This window comes from Marivibrio halodurans (assembly GCF_017963645.1).
Taxonomy (GTDB): Bacteria; Pseudomonadota; Alphaproteobacteria; order UBA8366; family Aestuariispiraceae; genus Marivibrio; species Marivibrio halodurans.
On the sequence record NZ_JAGMWN010000001.1, the window covers coordinates 766,091 to 783,318 of the forward strand.

General features: G+C 65.5%; 18 protein-coding genes. 6 read left to right on the plus strand and 12 right to left on the minus strand.

Annotation, left to right across the window (positions count from 1 at the left end):
• Nucleotides 1-114 precede the first annotated feature (114 nt).
• Entirely contained in the window at nucleotides 115-1,623 is a 1,509-nt protein-coding gene (locus tag KAJ83_RS19595) for a PAS domain-containing sensor histidine kinase (protein ID WP_210680601.1), read from the plus strand.
• Between the two features lie 62 nt (nucleotides 1,624-1,685).
• On the opposite strand, the gene KAJ83_RS03465 is transcribed toward KAJ83_RS19595, so the two are convergent.
• The 4 genes from KAJ83_RS03465 to yajC all read right to left on the minus strand — a co-directional run bounded on the left by KAJ83_RS03465 (nucleotide 1,686) and on the right by yajC (nucleotide 5,251).
• Complete coding sequence (locus KAJ83_RS03465) at nucleotides 1,686-2,060, minus strand: Mth938-like domain-containing protein (protein ID WP_210680602.1); 375 nt, start codon at nucleotides 2,058-2,060, stop codon at nucleotides 1,686-1,688.
• Between the two features lie 75 nt (nucleotides 2,061-2,135).
• Nucleotides 2,136-3,086, minus strand: coding sequence for a protein translocase subunit SecF (secF, locus tag KAJ83_RS03470; protein ID WP_210680603.1), 951 nt, complete (start codon nucleotides 3,084-3,086; stop codon nucleotides 2,136-2,138).
• A 37-nt stretch (nucleotides 3,087-3,123) separates the two neighbouring features.
• Entirely contained in the window at nucleotides 3,124-4,698 is a 1,575-nt protein-coding gene (gene secD, locus KAJ83_RS03475; protein WP_210680604.1) for a protein translocase subunit SecD, read from the minus strand.
• Nucleotides 4,699-4,765: 67 nt separating this feature from the next.
• Entirely contained in the window at nucleotides 4,766-5,251 is a 486-nt protein-coding gene (yajC, locus tag KAJ83_RS03480) for a preprotein translocase subunit YajC (RefSeq protein WP_210680605.1), read from the minus strand.
• Nucleotides 5,252-5,589: 338 nt separating this feature from the next.
• Here yajC and KAJ83_RS03485 point away from each other — a divergent pair, with 338 nt between their 5' ends.
• The gene (locus tag KAJ83_RS03485; RefSeq protein ID WP_246484177.1) at nucleotides 5,590-6,471 is read left to right on the plus strand and encodes an ATP-binding protein; all 882 of its coding nucleotides are present in this window, start codon (nucleotides 5,590-5,592) and stop codon (nucleotides 6,469-6,471) included.
• Between the two features lie 22 nt (nucleotides 6,472-6,493).
• Here KAJ83_RS03485 and KAJ83_RS03490 read toward each other — a convergent pair whose 3' ends face one another.
• Both KAJ83_RS03490 and KAJ83_RS03495 read right to left on the minus strand, forming a co-directional pair.
• Nucleotides 6,494-6,898, minus strand: coding sequence for a hypothetical protein (locus tag KAJ83_RS03490; protein WP_210680606.1), 405 nt, complete (start codon nucleotides 6,896-6,898; stop codon nucleotides 6,494-6,496).
• A 120-nt stretch (nucleotides 6,899-7,018) separates the two neighbouring features.
• Nucleotides 7,019-7,594 (minus strand): tetratricopeptide repeat protein, encoded by a 576-nt coding sequence (locus KAJ83_RS03495; protein ID WP_210680607.1) that lies wholly within the window; start codon nucleotides 7,592-7,594, stop codon nucleotides 7,019-7,021.
• 145 nt (nucleotides 7,595-7,739) lie between these two features.
• On the opposite strand from KAJ83_RS03495, the gene KAJ83_RS03500 reads away from it, so the two are divergent.
• The 3 genes from KAJ83_RS03500 (at nucleotide 7,740) to KAJ83_RS03510 (ending at nucleotide 10,532) form a co-directional block, all read left to right on the plus strand.
• Nucleotides 7,740-8,747: a DUF2817 domain-containing protein gene (locus tag KAJ83_RS03500; protein ID WP_210680608.1), complete on the plus strand. Its 1,008-nt coding sequence runs from the start codon at nucleotides 7,740-7,742 to the stop codon at nucleotides 8,745-8,747.
• A 127-nt stretch (nucleotides 8,748-8,874) separates the two neighbouring features.
• Nucleotides 8,875-9,786: a bifunctional 5,10-methylenetetrahydrofolate dehydrogenase/5,10-methenyltetrahydrofolate cyclohydrolase gene (locus KAJ83_RS03505; protein WP_210680609.1), complete on the plus strand. Its 912-nt coding sequence runs from the start codon at nucleotides 8,875-8,877 to the stop codon at nucleotides 9,784-9,786.
• Nucleotides 9,787-9,830: 44 nt separating this feature from the next.
• Entirely contained in the window at nucleotides 9,831-10,532 is a 702-nt protein-coding gene (locus tag KAJ83_RS03510) for an SDR family NAD(P)-dependent oxidoreductase (RefSeq protein ID WP_210680610.1), read from the plus strand.
• Nucleotides 10,533-10,574: 42 nt separating this feature from the next.
• Here KAJ83_RS03510 and KAJ83_RS03515 read toward each other — a convergent pair whose 3' ends face one another.
• The 3 genes from KAJ83_RS03515 to fliI all read right to left on the minus strand — a co-directional run bounded on the left by KAJ83_RS03515 (nucleotide 10,575) and on the right by fliI (nucleotide 13,780).
• Nucleotides 10,575-11,828 (minus strand): M24 family metallopeptidase, encoded by a 1,254-nt coding sequence (locus KAJ83_RS03515; protein WP_210680611.1) that lies wholly within the window; start codon nucleotides 11,826-11,828, stop codon nucleotides 10,575-10,577.
• A gap of 124 nt (nucleotides 11,829-11,952) precedes the next feature.
• Entirely contained in the window at nucleotides 11,953-12,378 is a 426-nt protein-coding gene (locus KAJ83_RS03520; RefSeq protein WP_210680612.1) for a flagellar FliJ family protein, read from the minus strand.
• A gap of 13 nt (nucleotides 12,379-12,391) precedes the next feature.
• On the minus strand, nucleotides 12,392-13,780 hold the full coding sequence (gene fliI, locus KAJ83_RS03525; RefSeq protein ID WP_210680613.1) for a flagellar protein export ATPase FliI: 1,389 nt from the start codon (nucleotides 13,778-13,780) through the stop codon (nucleotides 12,392-12,394).
• A 179-nt stretch (nucleotides 13,781-13,959) separates the two neighbouring features.
• On the opposite strand from fliI, the gene ctrA reads away from it, so the two are divergent.
• Nucleotides 13,960-14,673 carry a response regulator transcription factor CtrA gene (gene ctrA, locus KAJ83_RS03530; RefSeq protein ID WP_210680614.1) on the plus strand — a complete coding sequence of 238 codons (714 nt, stop codon included), beginning with the start codon at nucleotides 13,960-13,962 and terminating at the stop codon, nucleotides 14,671-14,673.
• 93 nt (nucleotides 14,674-14,766) lie between these two features.
• Here ctrA and KAJ83_RS03535 read toward each other — a convergent pair whose 3' ends face one another.
• The 3 genes from KAJ83_RS03535 to KAJ83_RS03545 are packed head-to-tail and all read right to left on the minus strand — an operon-like array spanning nucleotide 14,767 to nucleotide 17,155.
• A complete protein-coding gene (locus KAJ83_RS03535) occupies nucleotides 14,767-15,606 on the minus strand; it encodes a CheR family methyltransferase (protein WP_210680615.1) in 840 nt (279 codons plus the stop codon).
• Nucleotides 15,603-16,790 carry a protein-glutamate methylesterase/protein-glutamine glutaminase gene (locus KAJ83_RS03540; protein WP_210680616.1) on the minus strand — a complete coding sequence of 396 codons (1,188 nt, stop codon included), beginning with the start codon at nucleotides 16,788-16,790 and terminating at the stop codon, nucleotides 15,603-15,605. The genes KAJ83_RS03535 and KAJ83_RS03540 overlap by 4 nt, the downstream gene beginning before the upstream one ends.
• On the minus strand, nucleotides 16,787-17,155 hold the full coding sequence (locus KAJ83_RS03545; RefSeq protein WP_210680617.1) for a response regulator: 369 nt from the start codon (nucleotides 17,153-17,155) through the stop codon (nucleotides 16,787-16,789). The genes KAJ83_RS03540 and KAJ83_RS03545 overlap by 4 nt, the downstream gene beginning before the upstream one ends.
• Nucleotides 17,156-17,228 lie beyond the last annotated feature (73 nt).

Below are 17,228 nucleotides of genomic sequence, written 5' to 3' on the forward strand. Positions count from 1 at the left end.
CGGGAATGCAACCATTGGCTCGTTGATATCCCCTTAACCAATACGTATTAGCATTCTCCATGAGCACGGTCAGGATGGAAACCGGTGCCGCACGTCGATCTACGGGTAACTACAGTGTCTCAACTCGTTGCCAAGGCCAAGGGATGGACGATCGAGACCTATCGCGAGGTCATCGACAATGCCGGCGTGGGATTATTCCAAACCCGGCTGGACGGCACCTATGTGTTCGCGAACGATACGCTCGCCCGCATGCTGGGCTATTTGGATGCCGATGCGTTGTTTCGCGATAACCCGAAGGTGGGGGATCGCTTCTACGCCAACCGGACCCAACGGGACGAGTTCCAGGCCCTCATGGCGCAGGACGGCCATGTCCGCGACTATCTGATCCAATGCCGCAAGATCGACGGCACCGGGTTCTGGGTCAGCGAGACATCCAATGCCATGCATGACGTGCACGGAACGTTGATCGGCTATGTCGGGGCGCTGATCGATGTCACGGCACGTGTCCAGGCGGAGGACAGCTTCGCCCAACTATTCGACAACATGACCGAGGGCGTGTGCCGCACGACGCCCGACGGTCGGCTGGTACGGGCCAATCCCGCCCTGGTGCGCCTAATGGGCTTCGAGACGGAGCGGGCACTGATAGAAAGCATCTCCGATCTCGGTCAACAAGTCTATGTCGACCCGTCGCGACGGCAAACCCTCGTCCAACTCATGACCGCTCGCGGCGAGGTCGCCGGCTTCGAGAGCGAAGTTCACCGGGTCGGAACCGGCGAAACGATCTGGATCAGCGAGACCCTGAGGGTACTGCGCGACGAGCACGGCGTGATTCGCTATTACGAAGGGACCGTGCGCGATATCACGGAACAACGCGCGTCCTATGAGCAACTTCGCATCGCCAAGGAGGCCGCGGAGAACGGTCACCGGTCCAAGGCGCGATTCCTCGCCAATATCAGCCACGAACTGCGCACGCCGCTCAACAGCATCATCGGCTTCTCGGAGGTCATGCGCACGGAACTGTTCGGCGCGCTCGGTTCCGAGAAATATCGCGGCTATATCGAGGACATGCACAACAGCGCATCGATGCTGCTGAGGCTGATCGACGACATCCTCGAGATCGCCAAGCAGGAGGCGGGGCAGACCGCCCTTTCCCCGGAAAGCATCGAGCTGCCCGACGCCCTGGACCGGGCGATACGTGTCCTTCGGCCACGCGCCGAGGCACGCGGTGTCATCCTGGGCTATATGGCGCCGCCGCCTGCCGTTACCTTCAACGCGGACCCGAACCGCCTCAATCAGATCCTGGTGAATCTCGCCGGAAACGCCATCAAGTTCAACCAACCGGGCGGGCATGTCCGTTTCGCCGGCCATGTCCACGACGATCGGCTGGAGATCAAGGTCATCGACGATGGACCGGGCATCGACCCCCGTGACGTAGAGCGCCTGTTCCAACCGTTCGAACGCAGCCGCGACGCGCAGGCCCGCGCGGTCGAGGGCACGGGCCTCGGCCTTCCACTCGCGCGCGATTTGGCGCGGCTGCATGGCGGCGATGTCCTGTTGACGGGCGAATTGGGCAAGGGCACGACCGCGACGGTGATCCTCCCGCTCCCGAAACGAACCCTATAGCCTCCACAGGCGTGGCGGATCGGTTCACCCGCCTCGCTCGAAGCGCTTCACACGGGGATGCTTCACACGGGGATCAAGGCCGCCGCGACAGGGCGCGCCTCCGCCAGAAGCACATTGAAGGTTCGGCACGCCGCGCCCGTGGCCATGAAATCCACGGCCACCCCACGATCCTTCAAGGCCGCGCGAAGATCGGACGAAACCAGCCGCATCGACGGCCCGGTACCGATCAATAGCAGTTCGACCGGCTCCTCGGCGCTCAGAACCGGAGCAAGGGATTCGAGCGTCAAGACCTCGAGCCGATCGACGGTCCAGGCGGCGACCCGCATCGGAAAGACGATGACGGGTCCCTCATAAGGCGTCTTGGCGATCTTGAAGCGCCCCGGGCCGTAGCTGTCGATGACCTGCCGGTCCTCGGGGATGGCGGGCGTTATCTCCATCCGGATAGCCCTCCCTGAACGGTCCGCGCATATGCCGGTGGGCGGGGCCCCGCGCACATCGTCGATTGAGTGATCTCAGCCCTTGGCAGCTTGCGGGCCGGAACCGCTGCCCTCGCCCGGCGCGATCTCCTCGTCGCCGCGCCTCGGCCGGAGATAAAGCAGCAACGGCACCGCCACGAGGACCGAGGAATAAGTTCCGATCACGATGCCCCAGATCAAGGCGATCGAGAAGCCACGGATCACCTCGCCGCCGAAGAAGACGAGCGCGAACAGCGCGATCAACGTGGTCAAGCTGGTCATCACGGTACGCGACAATGTCTGATTCAACGCGCCGTCGAATAACTCCGCCAGCGGCATGCGCTTATACTTCCGGATGTTCTCGCGCACGCGGTCGAACACGACGACCGTATCGTTGATCGAATAGCCCGCGATGGTCAGCACCGCCGCGACGGTCGACAGGTTGAATTCCAGTTGCAGCAGCGCGAACAGCCCCATCGTCGCGATGACGTCATGGGTGAGCGCGACGATGGCGCCAAGGCCGAACTGCCATTCGAAGCGGAACCAGATATAGATCATGATCGCGGCCAGCGCGCTCAGCACCGCGTAGATCGCCGCTTCCTGCAGTTCGGAGCCGATCGTCGGGCCGACGAACTCCTGCCGACGATACTCGACCACCCGCTCGTCGATCGCGGCCTTCGCGACCTCCAGCGCCGCGCGCTGGGCCTCTTCCTCGCCGGGCTGGCGTTGGATGCGGATCAGAACGGTGTCCGGCGCGCCGAATTCCTGCAAGGCCACCTCGCCGAGCCCGAGGCCGTTCAGGTCCGCGCGCATTCCCGACAAATCGGCCGGACCATCCGTCTGAACCTCGATCAGCGTACCGCCCAGGAAATCGATACCGAGGTTGAGGCCGCGCCCCGCGACAAGCGCGATCGAACCAAGGATCAGCAAGGCCGAGAAGGCGAAGCCGATCTTGCGCCAGCGCATGAAGCCGATCGTCGTTTCGGCCGGGATCAGTTTGAGCAGCATGGGTCTCGCCTTCCCTTGGGCAGGATGCGGTCGGTCGTCAGATCGGCAGCGTCTGCGGCCGCTTCGCGCGCAACCAACTGACGACGAAGAAACGTGTCACCATGATCGCCGTGAACATCGAGGTCACGATGCCGATCGACAGCGTCACGGCGAAGCCCCGGATCGGCCCCGACCCGAAGGCAAAGAGTAGAACGGCCGCGATCAATGTCGTCAGATTGGCGTCGATGATGGTGGAAAGCGCGCCGCGATAGCCCGCGTCGACCGAGGATATCGGGTTGCGGCCATTGCGCGCCTCCTCCCGAATCCGCTCGAAGATCAGAACGTTCGCGTCGACCGCCATGCCGACGGTCAAGACGATGCCCGCGATACCGGGAAGTGTCAGCGTCGCCTGCAGCGCGCTCAACAAAGCCAGGATCAGGGCCAGATTAACGACCAGCGCCAATACCGTCATCAGCCCGAAGAGGCCGTAGCTCGCGGCCATGAAAGCCGCGACGGCGACGAAACCGATGATCGAGGCGAGCTTCCCGGCCTCGATCGAATCCTGGCCGAGGCCCGGTCCGACGCTGCGCTCCTCTATATAGGTCAGCGGCGCGGGCAAGGCGCCGGCGCGCAGCAGAATCGCCAGATCCTCCGTCTCCTGGAGCGAGAAGTCCCCGGTGATGATACCGTTGCCACCCAGGATCGGCTCGTTGATGCGCGGGGCGCTCACCACCTCGTTATCGAGCACGATGGCGAGTTGCTCGCCCGTATTCTCCGTCGTCGCCTCACCGAAGCGCTGGGCCCCCCGGCTGTCGAAGCTGAAGGAAACGACGGCACGGCCCTGCTGGAAGGTGGATTGCGCGTTGGTCAGATTCTCGCCGCTGACGATGACCCGGCGCTCGACCAGATAATATTGGACCGGCTCGCCATCCGGCCCGGTCTCGCGCGAGGGCATGAGGTCGAGGCCCGGCGGCACACGGCCCTGACGCGCCTCCTGCACCGACTCGGACCGGTCCACCAGATGGAAGGTCATCTTCGCCGTGGTGTTGAGGACCTCCTTCAGGCGCGCCGTATCCCCGATGCCCGGAACCTGGACCAGAATCCGATCCTCGCCCTGGCGTTGGATCGTGGGTTCGGTCGTCCCGAATTCGTCCACGCGGCGCCGAACGATCTCGATCGACTGATCGATCGCGTTGCTGATCAACTCCTCGCGCGCCGAGTCCGGCAAACCGAGACGGAACGAACCGGTCTCCGTCGCATCGACCGTGATTTCGTCATCGAGGTCGCGGACGATATCGCGAACCTCATCCACCTTGTCCGGATCGGCCAGCGTGAAGGTTACGGCCCCATTGGTGACGCCCAAGCCCCGGGCGCGCACCCGCGCCTCGCGCAGCGCGCCGCGCACCGCCTCCTCCGTCGATTGCAGCCGCTCCGCGATCACGGCTTCCGTCTCGACCTGCATCAGAAGATGCGCGCCGCCCTGGAGATCGAGGCCGAGATTGACCGTCTTGCTAGGCGCCCAACTCGGCAGATCCTTGAATGCGGAGGGCGCGAAGTTCGGCAGGGCATAAATCAGCCCCAGGGCGCAAACCGCCGCGATCAGGATCTTCTTCCAAAGCGGAAACTGAAGCATCTAATCCTCGAGGCAGACGACAGGGAAAAGGGTGGATCGGCGTGGGAACGAGCCGGACAGCGGGCGACTACTTCTCGTCGCCCTTCTTCGTATCGTCCTGTTCGGCGTCGCCCTTATTGTCGCCGTCCTTGTCGGCCGGCGCGGGCGAGGCCGCCGCCTTTTGCCCACCGAGCAGACCGCCGAGCAATCCGCCCTTCTTCTCCGTCGCGTCATTGGCCGCGGCCGCGCCGCCCTTGGCGGGCTCGGTCTTGTTGATCACATCCGCGACCATGGCGCGGGAAACGCGGACCTTCACGCCGTCCGCGATCTCGACCTGCAATTCCGTCTCGTCGATCACCTTGGAAACGGTGCCGAACACGCCGCCCCCGGTCAGGATCTTGTCGCCACGGCGGATCGCCTGCAGCTTCTGCTGATGCTGCTTCTGCCGCTTCTGCTGGGGACGGATCAGCAGGAAATAGAAGATCACGAAAATCAGGATCAGCGGCAGGAAGCCGACGAGCGCGCCCCCACCATCCGCGCCGCCACTCTGGGCCCAGGCGGTCGAAATCAGCATCGGAGTCTCCTCGGGGCCGCCGGTCCGATCCGCCCTTGTTCGGCGTTGGTCGGGCCCGGCCGGCCCGGCATTCGGTTGCTCGGGTCGGGGCGCCCATCGGCCCCCGGCGAAATCCGCGCGGGACTATACCTGCCAAAAGCGGGAATGCAACGCCGCACGGTGCCGCACGCGCGGCGATTCACGGCACGGGCGCGCACCTCCATCCGGGCGTCCCGGGATTGACCGGCAAGACCTCTCTGCTATCGTCCCGCTGATTTCCGGCACGCTGCCTTTCGCCCCGCCGGATTTTGGGACGCCCCCGCCAAACAGTACCCGCCAACAATAATGGACATGCACTCATGAGCGCGCCGACCGGCCCCGGCCAGCAGGAAGATATGACGGCCTATCTGGCCCGGATCGCCGATGCGCTGGAACGCCTCAGCCCCCCGCCCCCGCCGGCGCCGGACGCACATGCCGCCGATGCCTTCGTCTGGCAGCCCGGGGACGGCCAATTGGTGCCGATCGCGGCCGTCAACCGCGTGCCGATCGACCTGCTTCAAGGCGTGGAAAGCCAGCAACGCCAGCTTCACGACAATACCAAGCGCTTCGCCGACGGCCTACCGGCCAACAACGCGCTGCTCTGGGGCGCGCGCGGCACGGGCAAGAGTTCCCTGGTCAAGGCGGTGCACGCCGCGATCAACGAGGATCATCCGGGCGCGCTGGCGCTGGTCGAGATTCATCGCGAGGATATCCCGACCCTGCCGACGCTGCTCGGCCATCTGAAGGCGATGGAACGGCGTTTCGTGCTGTTCTGCGACGACCTCAGCTTCGACGGCCAGGACGCGGCCTATAAGTCGCTGAAGGCCGTGCTGGAAGGCGGGGTCGAGGGCCGGCCGGAGAATGTGGTGTTCTACGCCACCTCCAACCGGCGCCACCTGATGCCGCGCGACATGATCGAGAACGAGCGCGGCACCGCCATCAACCCCTCCGAGGCGGTGGAGGAGAAGGTCTCCCTCTCCGACCGCTTCGGCCTCTGGCTCGGCTTCCACAACACGGATCAGAAGACCTATCTCGCCATGATCCGGGGCTATGTCGCCGCCTATGAAATCCCGGCCGAGGAGGAGGAATGGAAGCCACAGGCGATCGAATGGTCGGTCACGCGCGGCGCGCGCTCCGGCCGCGTCGCCTGGCAGTTCATCCAGGATCTCGCCGGACGCCTCGGCGTCCCGCTATCGGGATAAAGCAACCGCGAGGCGGACGCCGTCAATCGCCGCCCCGCCCTTGCGCCTCTTCCTCTTCCTGGTTCGCTTTCCGCGTAGCCACCGCCTTGCGCGCGGCCGCGCGGCGGCGTCTGGTTTTGCCGGCCTTCTCACCCGCGTCCTTCATGCGTAGCGAATGATCGATTGGTTTGCCCGCGTCATTCCAGCGTTGCCAATTATCGCGCAGCAGCTTGACCGCGTCGATCGGGTAGAGACCGCAATCGACCATCCAGTGATGGGTCTTGCAGAGGAAGGCGAGATTGTCCGGCGCGTCGTTCGCCGAATCCTGATCCAGATGCGCGACATCCAGAACCGGACGCAAGGCGATCCCACAGACGGCGCAGCAGGCATAGGGATAGGCTTCCTCCGCCACCTTCACCGATTTCGAGGATCGTTTGCGCCGTGCCATGCCGCCCTCCCCTTCCCGTCTCGCACTTCGGGGTTCGGCCAAATCGTCGCAGCGCGCTATTTCAAAGGCAAGTTTGACGCCCCGCGTTCATCCGACGGCTATCGCGCCGCCGCTCCCCGTTCAGATCTTCTTCTCTTCCATCTGCTGGCGAAGGATACCGAGGCGCTGGGCGATACTCGGCATATAGGGGTTGAGTTCGAGCGCCTTGGCATAGGCGGCGGCCGCCGACTCCCGGTCACCGAGCGCGTCATGAACGAGACCAAGGCCCGACATCGCGCCGAAATGGCGTGGCTCCAGCGCCAGCGTACGCTCGATATCATCGAGCGAGGCGCCGTACTTGCCCATGTGATAGCGCACCGTCGCGCGCTTGTTCCACCCTTCCGCATAGTCGGGCAGAAGGCCGGTCAGGGCGGTGAAGCTCTCTTCCGCGCGGGCGAGGTCGTGCTCGCTCATCGCCTGCAGGCCGTCCTTCATCAGGATATCGCCGCCGGCGCTCTCCGCATCCATCCAGTGGCCCCAGATGCGCACCTCGATCCCCTTCGCTTCCCCGAAGGAAAGCTCTCCCGATTGCAGGGCGGTGAAGAGATCGTCAAGCTCCGGCGCGTCCTGATCCGCCCCGGCGATCACCGGCGCCGCCAGCAGCCCTATCAGGATGATCAACGGCGCCAAAACCCGGCGCGCCGCGGCATGGTGCATTGCCGGGCCGGCCGTGACTGCGATATGGAAAGCCGCGTTCCGCATGATCAGGAACTATGGGCGCGGTTGCTTGGCGCGGCAAGAGGCTCACCGTATCGTGACCGATCCGCCGGATGCCGCCTTATCTTGAGGGAAGAGACCTGTCATGGCCGAGGGGGCCAGTTTCTTCAGCGACGATGTCGCGACCGCGCGCGCCGGATTCCTGGCCGCCTGCGACCGCATCGGGCTGCGCGTCGATTCCTTCCCCGGCCATGATCCGGCGGATGGAAGGGCCGGCACGGGGGGCGCGTCCGCCCCCGTCCGCGCGCCCTTCTTCTGCGACGTCGCGCGTCTCGGCTCGCCCGAGGCAACGCGAATGCTGGTTCTGTTTCCCGCGGCCGGCGGCGGGGCCGGCTTCGCCGGGGCGGGCGTCGTGCGGGGCGTTCTGGCCGGGGGGCTGATCCGCGACCTGCCGCGCGAGGTGGCCTGCCTCCTGGTCCATGCGGTCAATCCGACCGGCCCGGCCTGGCCGCCGGCCGAGGATATGCCCGCCCAGCCTCAGCGGCCCGGGGGCGCGGCGCCACGCGCCGATTGGTCGGATGGGATGTTGAGCGCGGCGGAACGGCGCTTCGCCGCCTATGAACAGGCGCAACGCTTCGACCGGGAGCGGCTGGCGGGGCGCACGCTCGCCTCCCTCGCCCCGCCCGCCTGGGGCCGGGACGTGTTGGAGGCCATCGCGGCACGTCATCTGGCCGGGCGGGAGCGTCTGCTGTTCGTCGATGTGCGAACCGGTCCCGGCCCGTTCGGGGAGATCGAGCGGATCGCACCGCGCGGCGGCGGCAGCGCGGAAGCCGCATCGCGCTGGACCGGGCTGACCCTGCCGGGCGGCACGTCCGCCGCCTCGACCGCTGCCGCGCCGTCGGGCGGGCTTCCCGCCTATGTCGAGGGGCCGGGCCGCGAGAAGGCGACGGTGATGCTGGAGGCCGGTACCTATTCCATGGCCACTCTGTTGCAGGCGAGCGGTCCGATCTCGGAAGGACGCCCGCGCGATCTCGGCGCGGACGGGCCGGCCATCGCCGCCTATCCGCGCGAAATCGACTGGCGCGAGGGGCTGTGGCGGGCGGCGAGCGACCTGATCCGGCGCGGTTTCAAGGGCCTCGCCGAGGATAAATAGGTCGGACGGCGGATCGGTCGCGGATCGGCCGATCCTGGTCGCGCCCGCGACGGGGTGCTTGGGTCCATGCGCGCTACATCCCCGCGCGTGGAGTGGGAACCGGCGATCGAAACGAAGGAGCGAGCGAATGGGCGACCGGGATTTGCGTGGCAAGCCGGTGGCGGACCGGCTGATCGCCGAAACGAAGACCGAGATCGAGGCGATGGTGGAAGCGGGCTGGAGCCCGCGCCTCGTCTCCATGACCGTGGGCGACGTGGCGGCCGTCGACGTCTATGTCCGCAACCAGCGCCGCGTGGCGGAGCGTGCCGGCATCGCCTTCGAGGAACGGCACTACCCCCAGGACGTGACCCAGGCCGAACTGGAGGTCGCGATCGAGACCATGAATGTCGATCCCCGCGTGACCGGCATCATCATCCAGCGCCCGGTGCCGCCCCAGATCTCGATCAAGGCGTTGCAGACGGCCGTCCACCCCCATAAGGACGTGGAGGGGATGAACCCCACCTCGATCGGTAATATCGTCTATAATGAGCTCGATCTAGCACCCTGCACGGCCGCCGCCTCGGTCGAACTGCTGAAACATACGGGCCTGCCGCTCCAGGGGTTGGAGGTCGTCGTGATCGGCCATTCGGAGATCGTCGGGAAGCCCATCGCCTTCCTCGCCATGGCGGAGGGGGCGACGGTCACTGTGTGCCACCACATGACCCGTGCGGTCAGCGTCCATTCGCGCCGCGCCGACGCCATCTTCGTCGCGGTGGGAAAACCGAACCTGGTCACCGGCCAGATGATCAAGCCCGGCGCCGCCGTGATCGATATCGGCATCAACGCCGTCACCGACGCCGACGGGACGGAACGGATCGTCGGCGATGTCGATTACGACAGCGTCAGCGAGGTCGCGGGCTGGATCACCCCGGTGCCGGGCGGTGTCGGCCCGGTCACGGTCGCCATGCTGATGCGCAACACCCTGACCGCGCTGAAGCGCCAGAAACAGGTCTATGACGCCCAGTTCAGCCGGCGGGAGGTCGCCACGGACCAGCCGTGAACGGGCCCCTTGCCCCGGTCGCGGCTTTCGGCGACCCTCATGGTATGAGCGAGTCGGAGACAGCCCTTATCGTCGGTGCCGGACCGGGCCTGAGCGCGGCCTGCGCCCGGCGCTTCGCCGCCGACGGCATGGCGGTGCATCTGGCCGCGCGGGCTCCCGGCAAGCTCGACGAGCTATGCGCGGAAATCGGGGCTAAGGCGCATCGCTGCGATGCGACCGATCCGGCCCAGGTGGCCGATCTGTTCGCGGCCCTGCCCCGCGCCCCGGACCTCGTCGTCTATAACGCCAGTTACCGGGTTCGGAAGCCCTTCGTCGAGGTCACGGCGGAGGAGGCCGCCCAGGCGATCGCCGTTTCCTGCACCGCCGGCTTCCACGTGGCGAGCGAGGCGGCGAAGCGCATGGTCGATCGCGGCAGCGGCACCATCCTCTTCACCGGCGCCTCGGCCAGCGTGAAGGGCTTCCCCCAATCCGCGACATTCGCCATGGGGAAATTCGGGCTGCGCGGCCTGGCGCAATCCATGGCGCGCGAACTGGCGCCGCGGAATATCCATGTCGCGCATTTCGTGATCGACGGCGCGATCAGCGATCCGGAGAACGCGCGCAAGGCCGCGCTGGAGGCGGAATGGGGGCCGGACAGCATGCTGAACCCGGACGAGATCGCGCGGACCTACCTCTTCACCCACCGCCAGCACCGAAGCGCCTGGACCTGGGAGATCGAGTTGCGGCCCTGGGTCGAGCGATTCTGAGGGCCGTGCCCTCATCCTCCTCTCCGCGCCGCGAGGGCGCGATCAGACCTCCCGGCCCAGCATGTCCTCGTCGAAGGGGAAGCGGCTCATCAGGCGCCAGCCGGTCTCCGTGATCTCGATCTGCTGTTCGAGCTTCACGCCCTCGCCGCCGTCCTCCGCGCCGATGAAGCTCTCGACGCAGAGCACCATGCCGGGTTCGATCACGCCGTCGTACCCGCCGGCCTCGAAATCCTTGCGATAGAGGATATAGGGATATTCCCCGGTCATCCCGATGCCGTGGGCGAGGAGATAGTAACGGTTCCTCTCGTACCGTTCCGGGATGACCCAGCCCTTTTCGCTGATTTCCCGGAAGCTCATGCCCGGGCGAATCAGGTCCATATTGGTGTGTACTTGCTCATGGGCGAGCTTATAGAGGGTTCGTTGATGGGCGCTCGGCCGGCCGTCGCCGACGATCCAACTACGGGAGAAATCGGCGTAATAGCCATGCCGCCCGACGACGTCGGTATCCAGGCAGACCATATCCCCGGCGCGCAGCACGCGCTCCCCGCTCTCCTGATACCAGGGGTTGGTGCGCGGGCCGGAATTCAGCAGCCGGGTTTCCACGTAATCCGCGTCATGCGCCATCACATGGGACCATAGCTCCGTCCAGACCGCGTTCTCCGTGACACCGGGGCGGATCGCGGCGCGCAACTTCGCCACCCCTTCCTCCACCGCCGCGATGGAGGACCGCATCATGCGGATTTCATGCGGCACCTTGATGGCGCGCGCCCGTTCCACCGGGGCCTGGGCATCCACCACCTCGACCCCCCGGGCGCGGAGGGCGAAGGCCACCTCGGGCGCGAAACGCTCGATCCCGACGCGCCGGGAACCGCCGCCATGGGCGCGCATCAAATCCGCGATCTCCGCCGCCCAGGCGTCGACCACGCCCTCCTGCAGATGGGCTTGCGAGACATAGGAGGTGCTCTTGGCGGTGCGTATCTCGTCGATCGTCTCCAGGCCGACCGTCAGATGCTCCGCGCCCGCGAAATCGAACATGATCGCCGGACCGTCGGCCGCGATGAAGACATAGCGGGCCGGATTGCGCGCGGTGAATATCTGCATGTTCCGCGCGTCGCAGGCATAGCGCACATTGACCGGGTCGGTCAGCACGAGTCCCCCGATATCGTGCGCCACCATCTGCGCGCGCACCCGGGCGAGCCGGCCGAGGCGCACGGCGGAAAGTTCCGCCACGCTCAAGCTCAGATCGGCCTCGGAGAAAGGCTCCGCTTGCCGTCCCCCCGTCTCTATCCCTTCCATGCGCCCGTCCCCTGGGATGGCTTGATCGACGCATCATGATGCGCGTTTTCGTCTTCCGGGCCCTGGAACACGACCCATTCCCGCCGATCCGCGTCACGATCCCACGGGCACCATGGGCAGGGGCTTATTCCCGGCGACGATGCGCGCTCAACCCCAATTCGTCGAGGTCCTGGGTTTCTTGGCGGTTTTCCGCCGCCGCCTCCGCCTCGGCGCGATTGGCGGCCGCGATCTCGTATTTCTTAAGGGCGCCGAAGGCATCGGCGAGCGCGGCGCGCGCCTGCTCGATCTCGGGATAAAGCTCGGCGAGCTTGTCCAGTTGCGCGACCTTCCGCTGCTTCACCGCGGCCGCGAAGGCACCATAGGACTGACCGGGCAATTGGTCGCGCATGGTGGCGGCCACCGATTGCTCCTCGCGCAACTCCTCGTTGAGGCGGCGGATCGTCTCCTTCATCTCCGCCTCCCGGTCGAGCAGACGGCCGAGGTCCCGGCGCTTCTCGTCCACCTCGAACCGGCCGAGGCGGATCAGGGTCTCAAGCGTTCGGCGCGCCATGGCTCACCCCCGCCTAATCCGGTTCCTCGCCGCCGTCGTCCACGTCCTCCGACGGGTCGCTCGGCGCGCCATAGTCCATATCCAGCACCTCGGCGAGCGCGCGATATCCCTCCTCCAAGCTCGCGCGTTCGTTCTTGCCCTGGGCGATGAAGCCCTCGATCGCGCCGTTATACTTGATGGCCTCGTCCACCTGCGGGTCGGACCCCCGACGATAGGCGCCAAGCCGGATCAGCTCCGCCATGTCGTCATGGGCGGAGAGCAGTTGGCGCGCGCGATCGACGATCCGGTTCTGCGCCGCATCGTTGCAGTCCGGCATGGTGCGCGAGACGCTGCGCAGCACATTGACCGCCGGGTAGCGGTTGCGATGGGCGATCGTCCGGTCGAGCACGATATGCCCGTCGAGGATACCGCGCACCGCGTCCGAGACCGGCTCGTTATGGTCGTCGCCTTCCACCAGAACGGTGAAAAGGCCGGTGATCGATCCGCTGTCCGGCCCCGCGCCCGGGCCCGCGCGCTCCAGCAGGCGCGGCAATTCGGCGAAGACGGTCGGCGTATAGCCCTTGGTCGCCGGCGGCTCGCCCGCGCTCAACCCGATCTCGCGCTGGGCCATGGCGAAGCGGGTGACGCTGTCCATCAGGCAGAGCACATCGAGCCCCCGGTCGCGGTAATATTCCGCCACCGCCAGCGTCAGATGCGCGGCCTCGCGGCGCATCAGGGCGCTTTCGTCGGAGGTCGCGACCACGACGACGGAACGCGCCAGGCCTTCCTCGCCCAATTCGTCCTGGATGAACTCCTGCACCTCGCGACCGCGCTCGCCGATCAGGCCGATGACAATCACCTGCGCCTCGGAGAAGCGCGCCATCATCGACATCAGGATCGATTTACCGACACCGGAACCGGCGAAGATGCCCATGCGCTGCCCACGGCAACAGGTGGTGAAGGTATTGAGGACACGGACGCCCAGGTCGATCTTCCCCTCGATCCGATTGCGCGCATGGGCCGAGGGAGGCGCGCTGCGGATCGGCACCGCCTCGTCCCCCTGCGGCAACGGCGCGCCGCCGTCCACCGGCTCCCCGAAGGCATTCACGACACGGCCGAGCCAGGCATCGGTCGGCCGCACCGCCGGCTCCGCCGGCAGGGCCTCCGCCCGCGCGCCCAACGCCACCCCCTCCAACGCCTGATAAGGCATGACGAGCGCGCGGCGATCGCGGAACCCGATGCACTCGCAGACCACCAGCCGCTGTCCGCGCGCCGCGATACGACAGCGGTCACCGATCGAGAGATGCCCTTGCAGCCCCTCGACCTCCACCAGCATGCCTTGTACCGCCGCCACGCGTCCATGAACACGGCGGTTTGAAATCCGTCGTAAATTTCCGTGAAGATGATCCAGGACGTCGGACATGATTCCATAATCTAGCCGAGGATTCGCACGCCGTGCAGGGCAAATTCCCAAGTCGGCGCTACACGCTCTCTTTTTCTTGAACCCATGGACGCAACCGCGCAAGATGTTAACCATTGTGGCAAGGTCGGCTTCCGGGTGATTACGGGGTGGGGACGCCGTTCCACGAAGGAGCATCAGCCATGCGCGTACTGCTTGTTGAAGACGACGATTTGACCGCGCGTAGCGTCGAGATGATGCTACAGTCGGAAGGCTTCGTCGTCGACACCTCGGATATGGGCGAGGACGGGCTGGAGATCGGCAAGATCTACGAGTACGACCTCATCATTCTCGACATCATGCTGCCGGATATCGACGGCTACGAGGTTTTGCGACGCCTGCGCGATAGCCGGGTCGAGACACCGGTGCTCATCCTTTCCGGCCTCAGCCAGATGGACGACAAGATCAAGGGGCTCGGCTATGGGGCGGACGATTATCTGACCAAGCCGTTCGACAAACGCGAACTGGTGGCGCGTATCCAGGCGATCGTGCGCCGATCGCGCGGACATTCCCAATCGAAGATCCAGGTCGGGCGCCTCGGCGTCAATCTGGAAAGCCGCACGGTCGAGATCGACGAGCGGCCGGTCCACCTCACCGGCAAGGAATATGGAATCCTCGAACTGCTGGCTCTGCGCAAGGGAACGACCCTGACCAAGGAGATGTTCCTCAATCATCTCTATGGCGGCATGGACGAGCCCGAGGCGAAGATCATCGACGTTTTCGTCTGCAAGCTGCGCAAGAAACTGGCCGCCGCCGCCGACGGCTCCAATTTCATCGAGACTGTCTGGGGCCGCGGCTATGTGCTTCAGGACCCGGAGGCGGCATCGGCGAAACCGCCGCGCAAGAAGGCCAGCTAGCTTCGCCTCATATCGGGAAAGCCGCATATCGGGAAAGCTGACGAACCGAAAGACCGTGAGGGGCCGGCGGCGCGGAGTAATCAGCCGTCCGCGCTATGCCATTTTCACCGCCGGCTCCCCATCGCTGCGCTGATAGATACCGCGCAGCCCCGGGATCGGCTTGAATCGATCGGTGACGCCGAGCACGGTTTCCGCACCGCCGAGATAGAGCACACCGTCCTTCGGCATGATGTCGGCAATCCCCTCCAGCACCTTTTTCTTGGTCGGTTGATCGAAATAGATCAGAACGTTACGGCAGAAGACGATATCGAACTGACCGAGCGAACGGGGATGGGTCAACAGGTTGAATTCCCCGAACTGAACCATCGAGCGCAACCCCGCGTCGATCTGCCATTTGTCGCCCGTCTGGCGGAAATATTTCACCAGAAGCTGAATCGGCAGGCCGCGCTGTACCTCGAACTGGGTATAGAGACCGGCCTTGCCCTTATCGACGATCTCCTTCGACAGATCGGTCGCGACAATGTCGAAGCGCCAGCCGGAAACCTTCGCCTGATTCTCCTTCAACAGGATGGCGAGCGAATAAGGCTCCTGGCCGCTGGAGCAGGCAGCGCTCCAAATTCGGATTTTCCGCTGACCGCCCCTGGCCTGCATCATGCCCGGCAGGACATGATCGCGAAACAGGTCGAACGGGCGCGTGTCACGGAAGAACAGCGATTCGTTCGTCGTCATCGCCTCGGTCACGTCGACCATGAGCTTCTCGCCGCCGCTGCCGCTGCGCAACTTCGGGATCAACTCGTCCAGCCCCTTGAGGCCGTGACGCCGCGCGACCGGCATCAGCCGGGTTTCCAGCAAATAGACCTTGTCCTTGCCGACGATAAGACCAGACCGGTCCTTCAGCAGCTTCGCCAGATACTCGAAATCCTCGACCCTCATGGCCGCCCTCCGACGGCGACCTGCCTAAGGCTCTTGCCGATCGTTCCGACGGGAAGAACCTGCATCGCGGCGCCGCGATGCGCGGTCGCCCCCGGCATACCCCAGACCACGCTGCTCGCCTCGTCCTGCGCCAGCACGACGCCACCGGAATCGGCCACGAACTCGGCACCCTTCGACCCGTCGGCCCCCATGCCGGTCAGGATGGCGCACAACACCTTCCCGCCATAGGCCTTGACCAGACTGCGCAACATCGGATCGACCGCCGGCTTACAGAAATTTTCCGGCGGGCCGTCATCGAGTCTGAGGATCTTGGACGCGCCCTTGGCCTCGATCAGCATATGCTTGCCGCCGGCCGCGACATAGAGGTGCCCTGGCCGGACCGTCTCGCCATCGCGTGCCTCGGTGCAATCGCGTCCGGTCGCGCGCGCGATATGCTCGGCCAGGATACGGGTGAAGGTCGCCGGCATGTGCTGGGTGATGAAAATCGGAACATCGACCGCCCCGACGTCCTTCAACACCGTGAAAAGCGCTTGGGGACCGCCGGTCGAGCTGCCGACAGCGATGCAATGCGGCCGAAAGGCGGCCGGAAAGCGCCGCAGCGTGATCTCCCTCGTCGAGGGCTGCGCCGCCGCGCGGACGCCCCCCTGCGCGCCGCCCTGATTCTGGGGCGCCGGAGTGCTCGCGCGTCCGACACGGCGCTTGGCTACCCGGCCAAGCGCGCGCACCTTGGCCACCAGATCATGCTTGAAATCGTCGGCGGAGCGCAATTCGGTGCTGCTGCTGGGTTTCGCGACATAATCCGCCGCACCCAACTCCATCGCCTTCAAGGATATCTCGGCATTGCGCTGGGTCAGGGTGGAAGCCATGACCACCTGCACGCGCGGATGTTTGGCGACGATCTGAGGCAGCGCCTCCAACCCGTCCATCACCGGCATCTCGACATCCAGAACCACGACATCGACCACGTTGCGGTCCAACAAATCCAAGGCTCGGCGACCATCGGCGGCGGTGGAGACCACCTCGATGCCACCAGCGGATTCGAGCATCCGCCCGATCAGCCCGCGAATCACCAGCGCGTCATCAACGACCAGAACACGAATGGGATCGCCGGAATCCTGGCCGCCGCCCCTCGATGCCGAGGTTGTCGAGCCCGATGCGGCCGAATGCGGCGCGCTCTCGATCATGCGGTCAGTCCCAGCATCTCGAATTTGGTCTTCACGATCTCGGCGTCGAAGGGCTTCATGATGTATTCGTCCGCGCCGGCGGCCAGCGCCTCCTGGATATGCCGCATATCGTTCTCGGTGGTGCAGAAGACCACCGACACCTTATCGCCGCCGGGAAGCTGCCGCAGCGCGCGCAGATATTCGAGGCCGTCCATATTGGGCATGTTCCAATCGAGCAGGACGCCGTCAGGCAGCCTCTCCTCGCTTTTTTCGAGTGCGACCTTGCCGTCCTCGGCCTCAATCACCTCGAACCCCAATTCCTCGATGATCTTGCGCGCAACCGTGCGGATGACACGGGAATCATCGACAACGAGACAGGTTTTCATCGGAAGCTACCCTCGAAGCTATTCTTCGGCGTCCGCCCATGTCGCGACGGCCCCCCATGAGCCGTCCGGCCGG

Bases quoted from the DNA above. Each gene is read 5' to 3' on its own strand.
- KAJ83_RS03495 (WP_210680607.1), bottom strand. From the start codon at position 7,594: ATGCACCATGCCGCGGCGCGCCGGGTTTTGGCGCCGTTGATCATCCTG.
- KAJ83_RS03520 (WP_210680612.1), bottom strand. From the start codon at position 12,378: ATGGCGCGCCGAACGCTTGAGACCCTGATCCGCCTCGGCCGGTTCGAG.
- KAJ83_RS03485 (WP_246484177.1), top strand. From the start codon at position 5,590: ATGAGCGCGCCGACCGGCCCCGGCCAGCAGGAAGATATGACGGCCTAT.
- fliI (WP_210680613.1), bottom strand. From the start codon at position 13,780: ATGTCCGACGTCCTGGATCATCTTCACGGAAATTTACGACGGATTTCA.
- KAJ83_RS03505 (WP_210680609.1), top strand. From the start codon at position 8,875: ATGGGCGACCGGGATTTGCGTGGCAAGCCGGTGGCGGACCGGCTGATC.
- KAJ83_RS03510 (WP_210680610.1), top strand. From the start codon at position 9,831: ATGAGCGAGTCGGAGACAGCCCTTATCGTCGGTGCCGGACCGGGCCTG.
- ctrA (WP_210680614.1), top strand. From the start codon at position 13,960: ATGCGCGTACTGCTTGTTGAAGACGACGATTTGACCGCGCGTAGCGTC.
- KAJ83_RS03545 (WP_210680617.1), bottom strand. From the start codon at position 17,155: ATGAAAACCTGTCTCGTTGTCGATGATTCCCGTGTCATCCGCACGGTT.
- secF (WP_210680603.1), bottom strand. From the start codon at position 3,086: ATGCTGCTCAAACTGATCCCGGCCGAAACGACGATCGGCTTCATGCGC.
- KAJ83_RS03535 (WP_210680615.1), bottom strand. From the start codon at position 15,606: ATGAGGGTCGAGGATTTCGAGTATCTGGCGAAGCTGCTGAAGGACCGG.
- secD (WP_210680604.1), bottom strand. From the start codon at position 4,698: ATGCTTCAGTTTCCGCTTTGGAAGAAGATCCTGATCGCGGCGGTTTGC.
- KAJ83_RS03540 (WP_210680616.1), bottom strand. From the start codon at position 16,790: ATGATCGAGAGCGCGCCGCATTCGGCCGCATCGGGCTCGACAACCTCG.
- KAJ83_RS03500 (WP_210680608.1), top strand. From the start codon at position 7,740: ATGGCCGAGGGGGCCAGTTTCTTCAGCGACGATGTCGCGACCGCGCGC.
- yajC (WP_210680605.1), bottom strand. From the start codon at position 5,251: ATGCTGATTTCGACCGCCTGGGCCCAGAGTGGCGGCGCGGATGGTGGG.
- KAJ83_RS03515 (WP_210680611.1), bottom strand. From the start codon at position 11,828: ATGGAAGGGATAGAGACGGGGGGACGGCAAGCGGAGCCTTTCTCCGAG.
- KAJ83_RS03490 (WP_210680606.1), bottom strand. From the start codon at position 6,898: ATGGCACGGCGCAAACGATCCTCGAAATCGGTGAAGGTGGCGGAGGAA.
- KAJ83_RS03465 (WP_210680602.1), bottom strand. From the start codon at position 2,060: ATGGAGATAACGCCCGCCATCCCCGAGGACCGGCAGGTCATCGACAGC.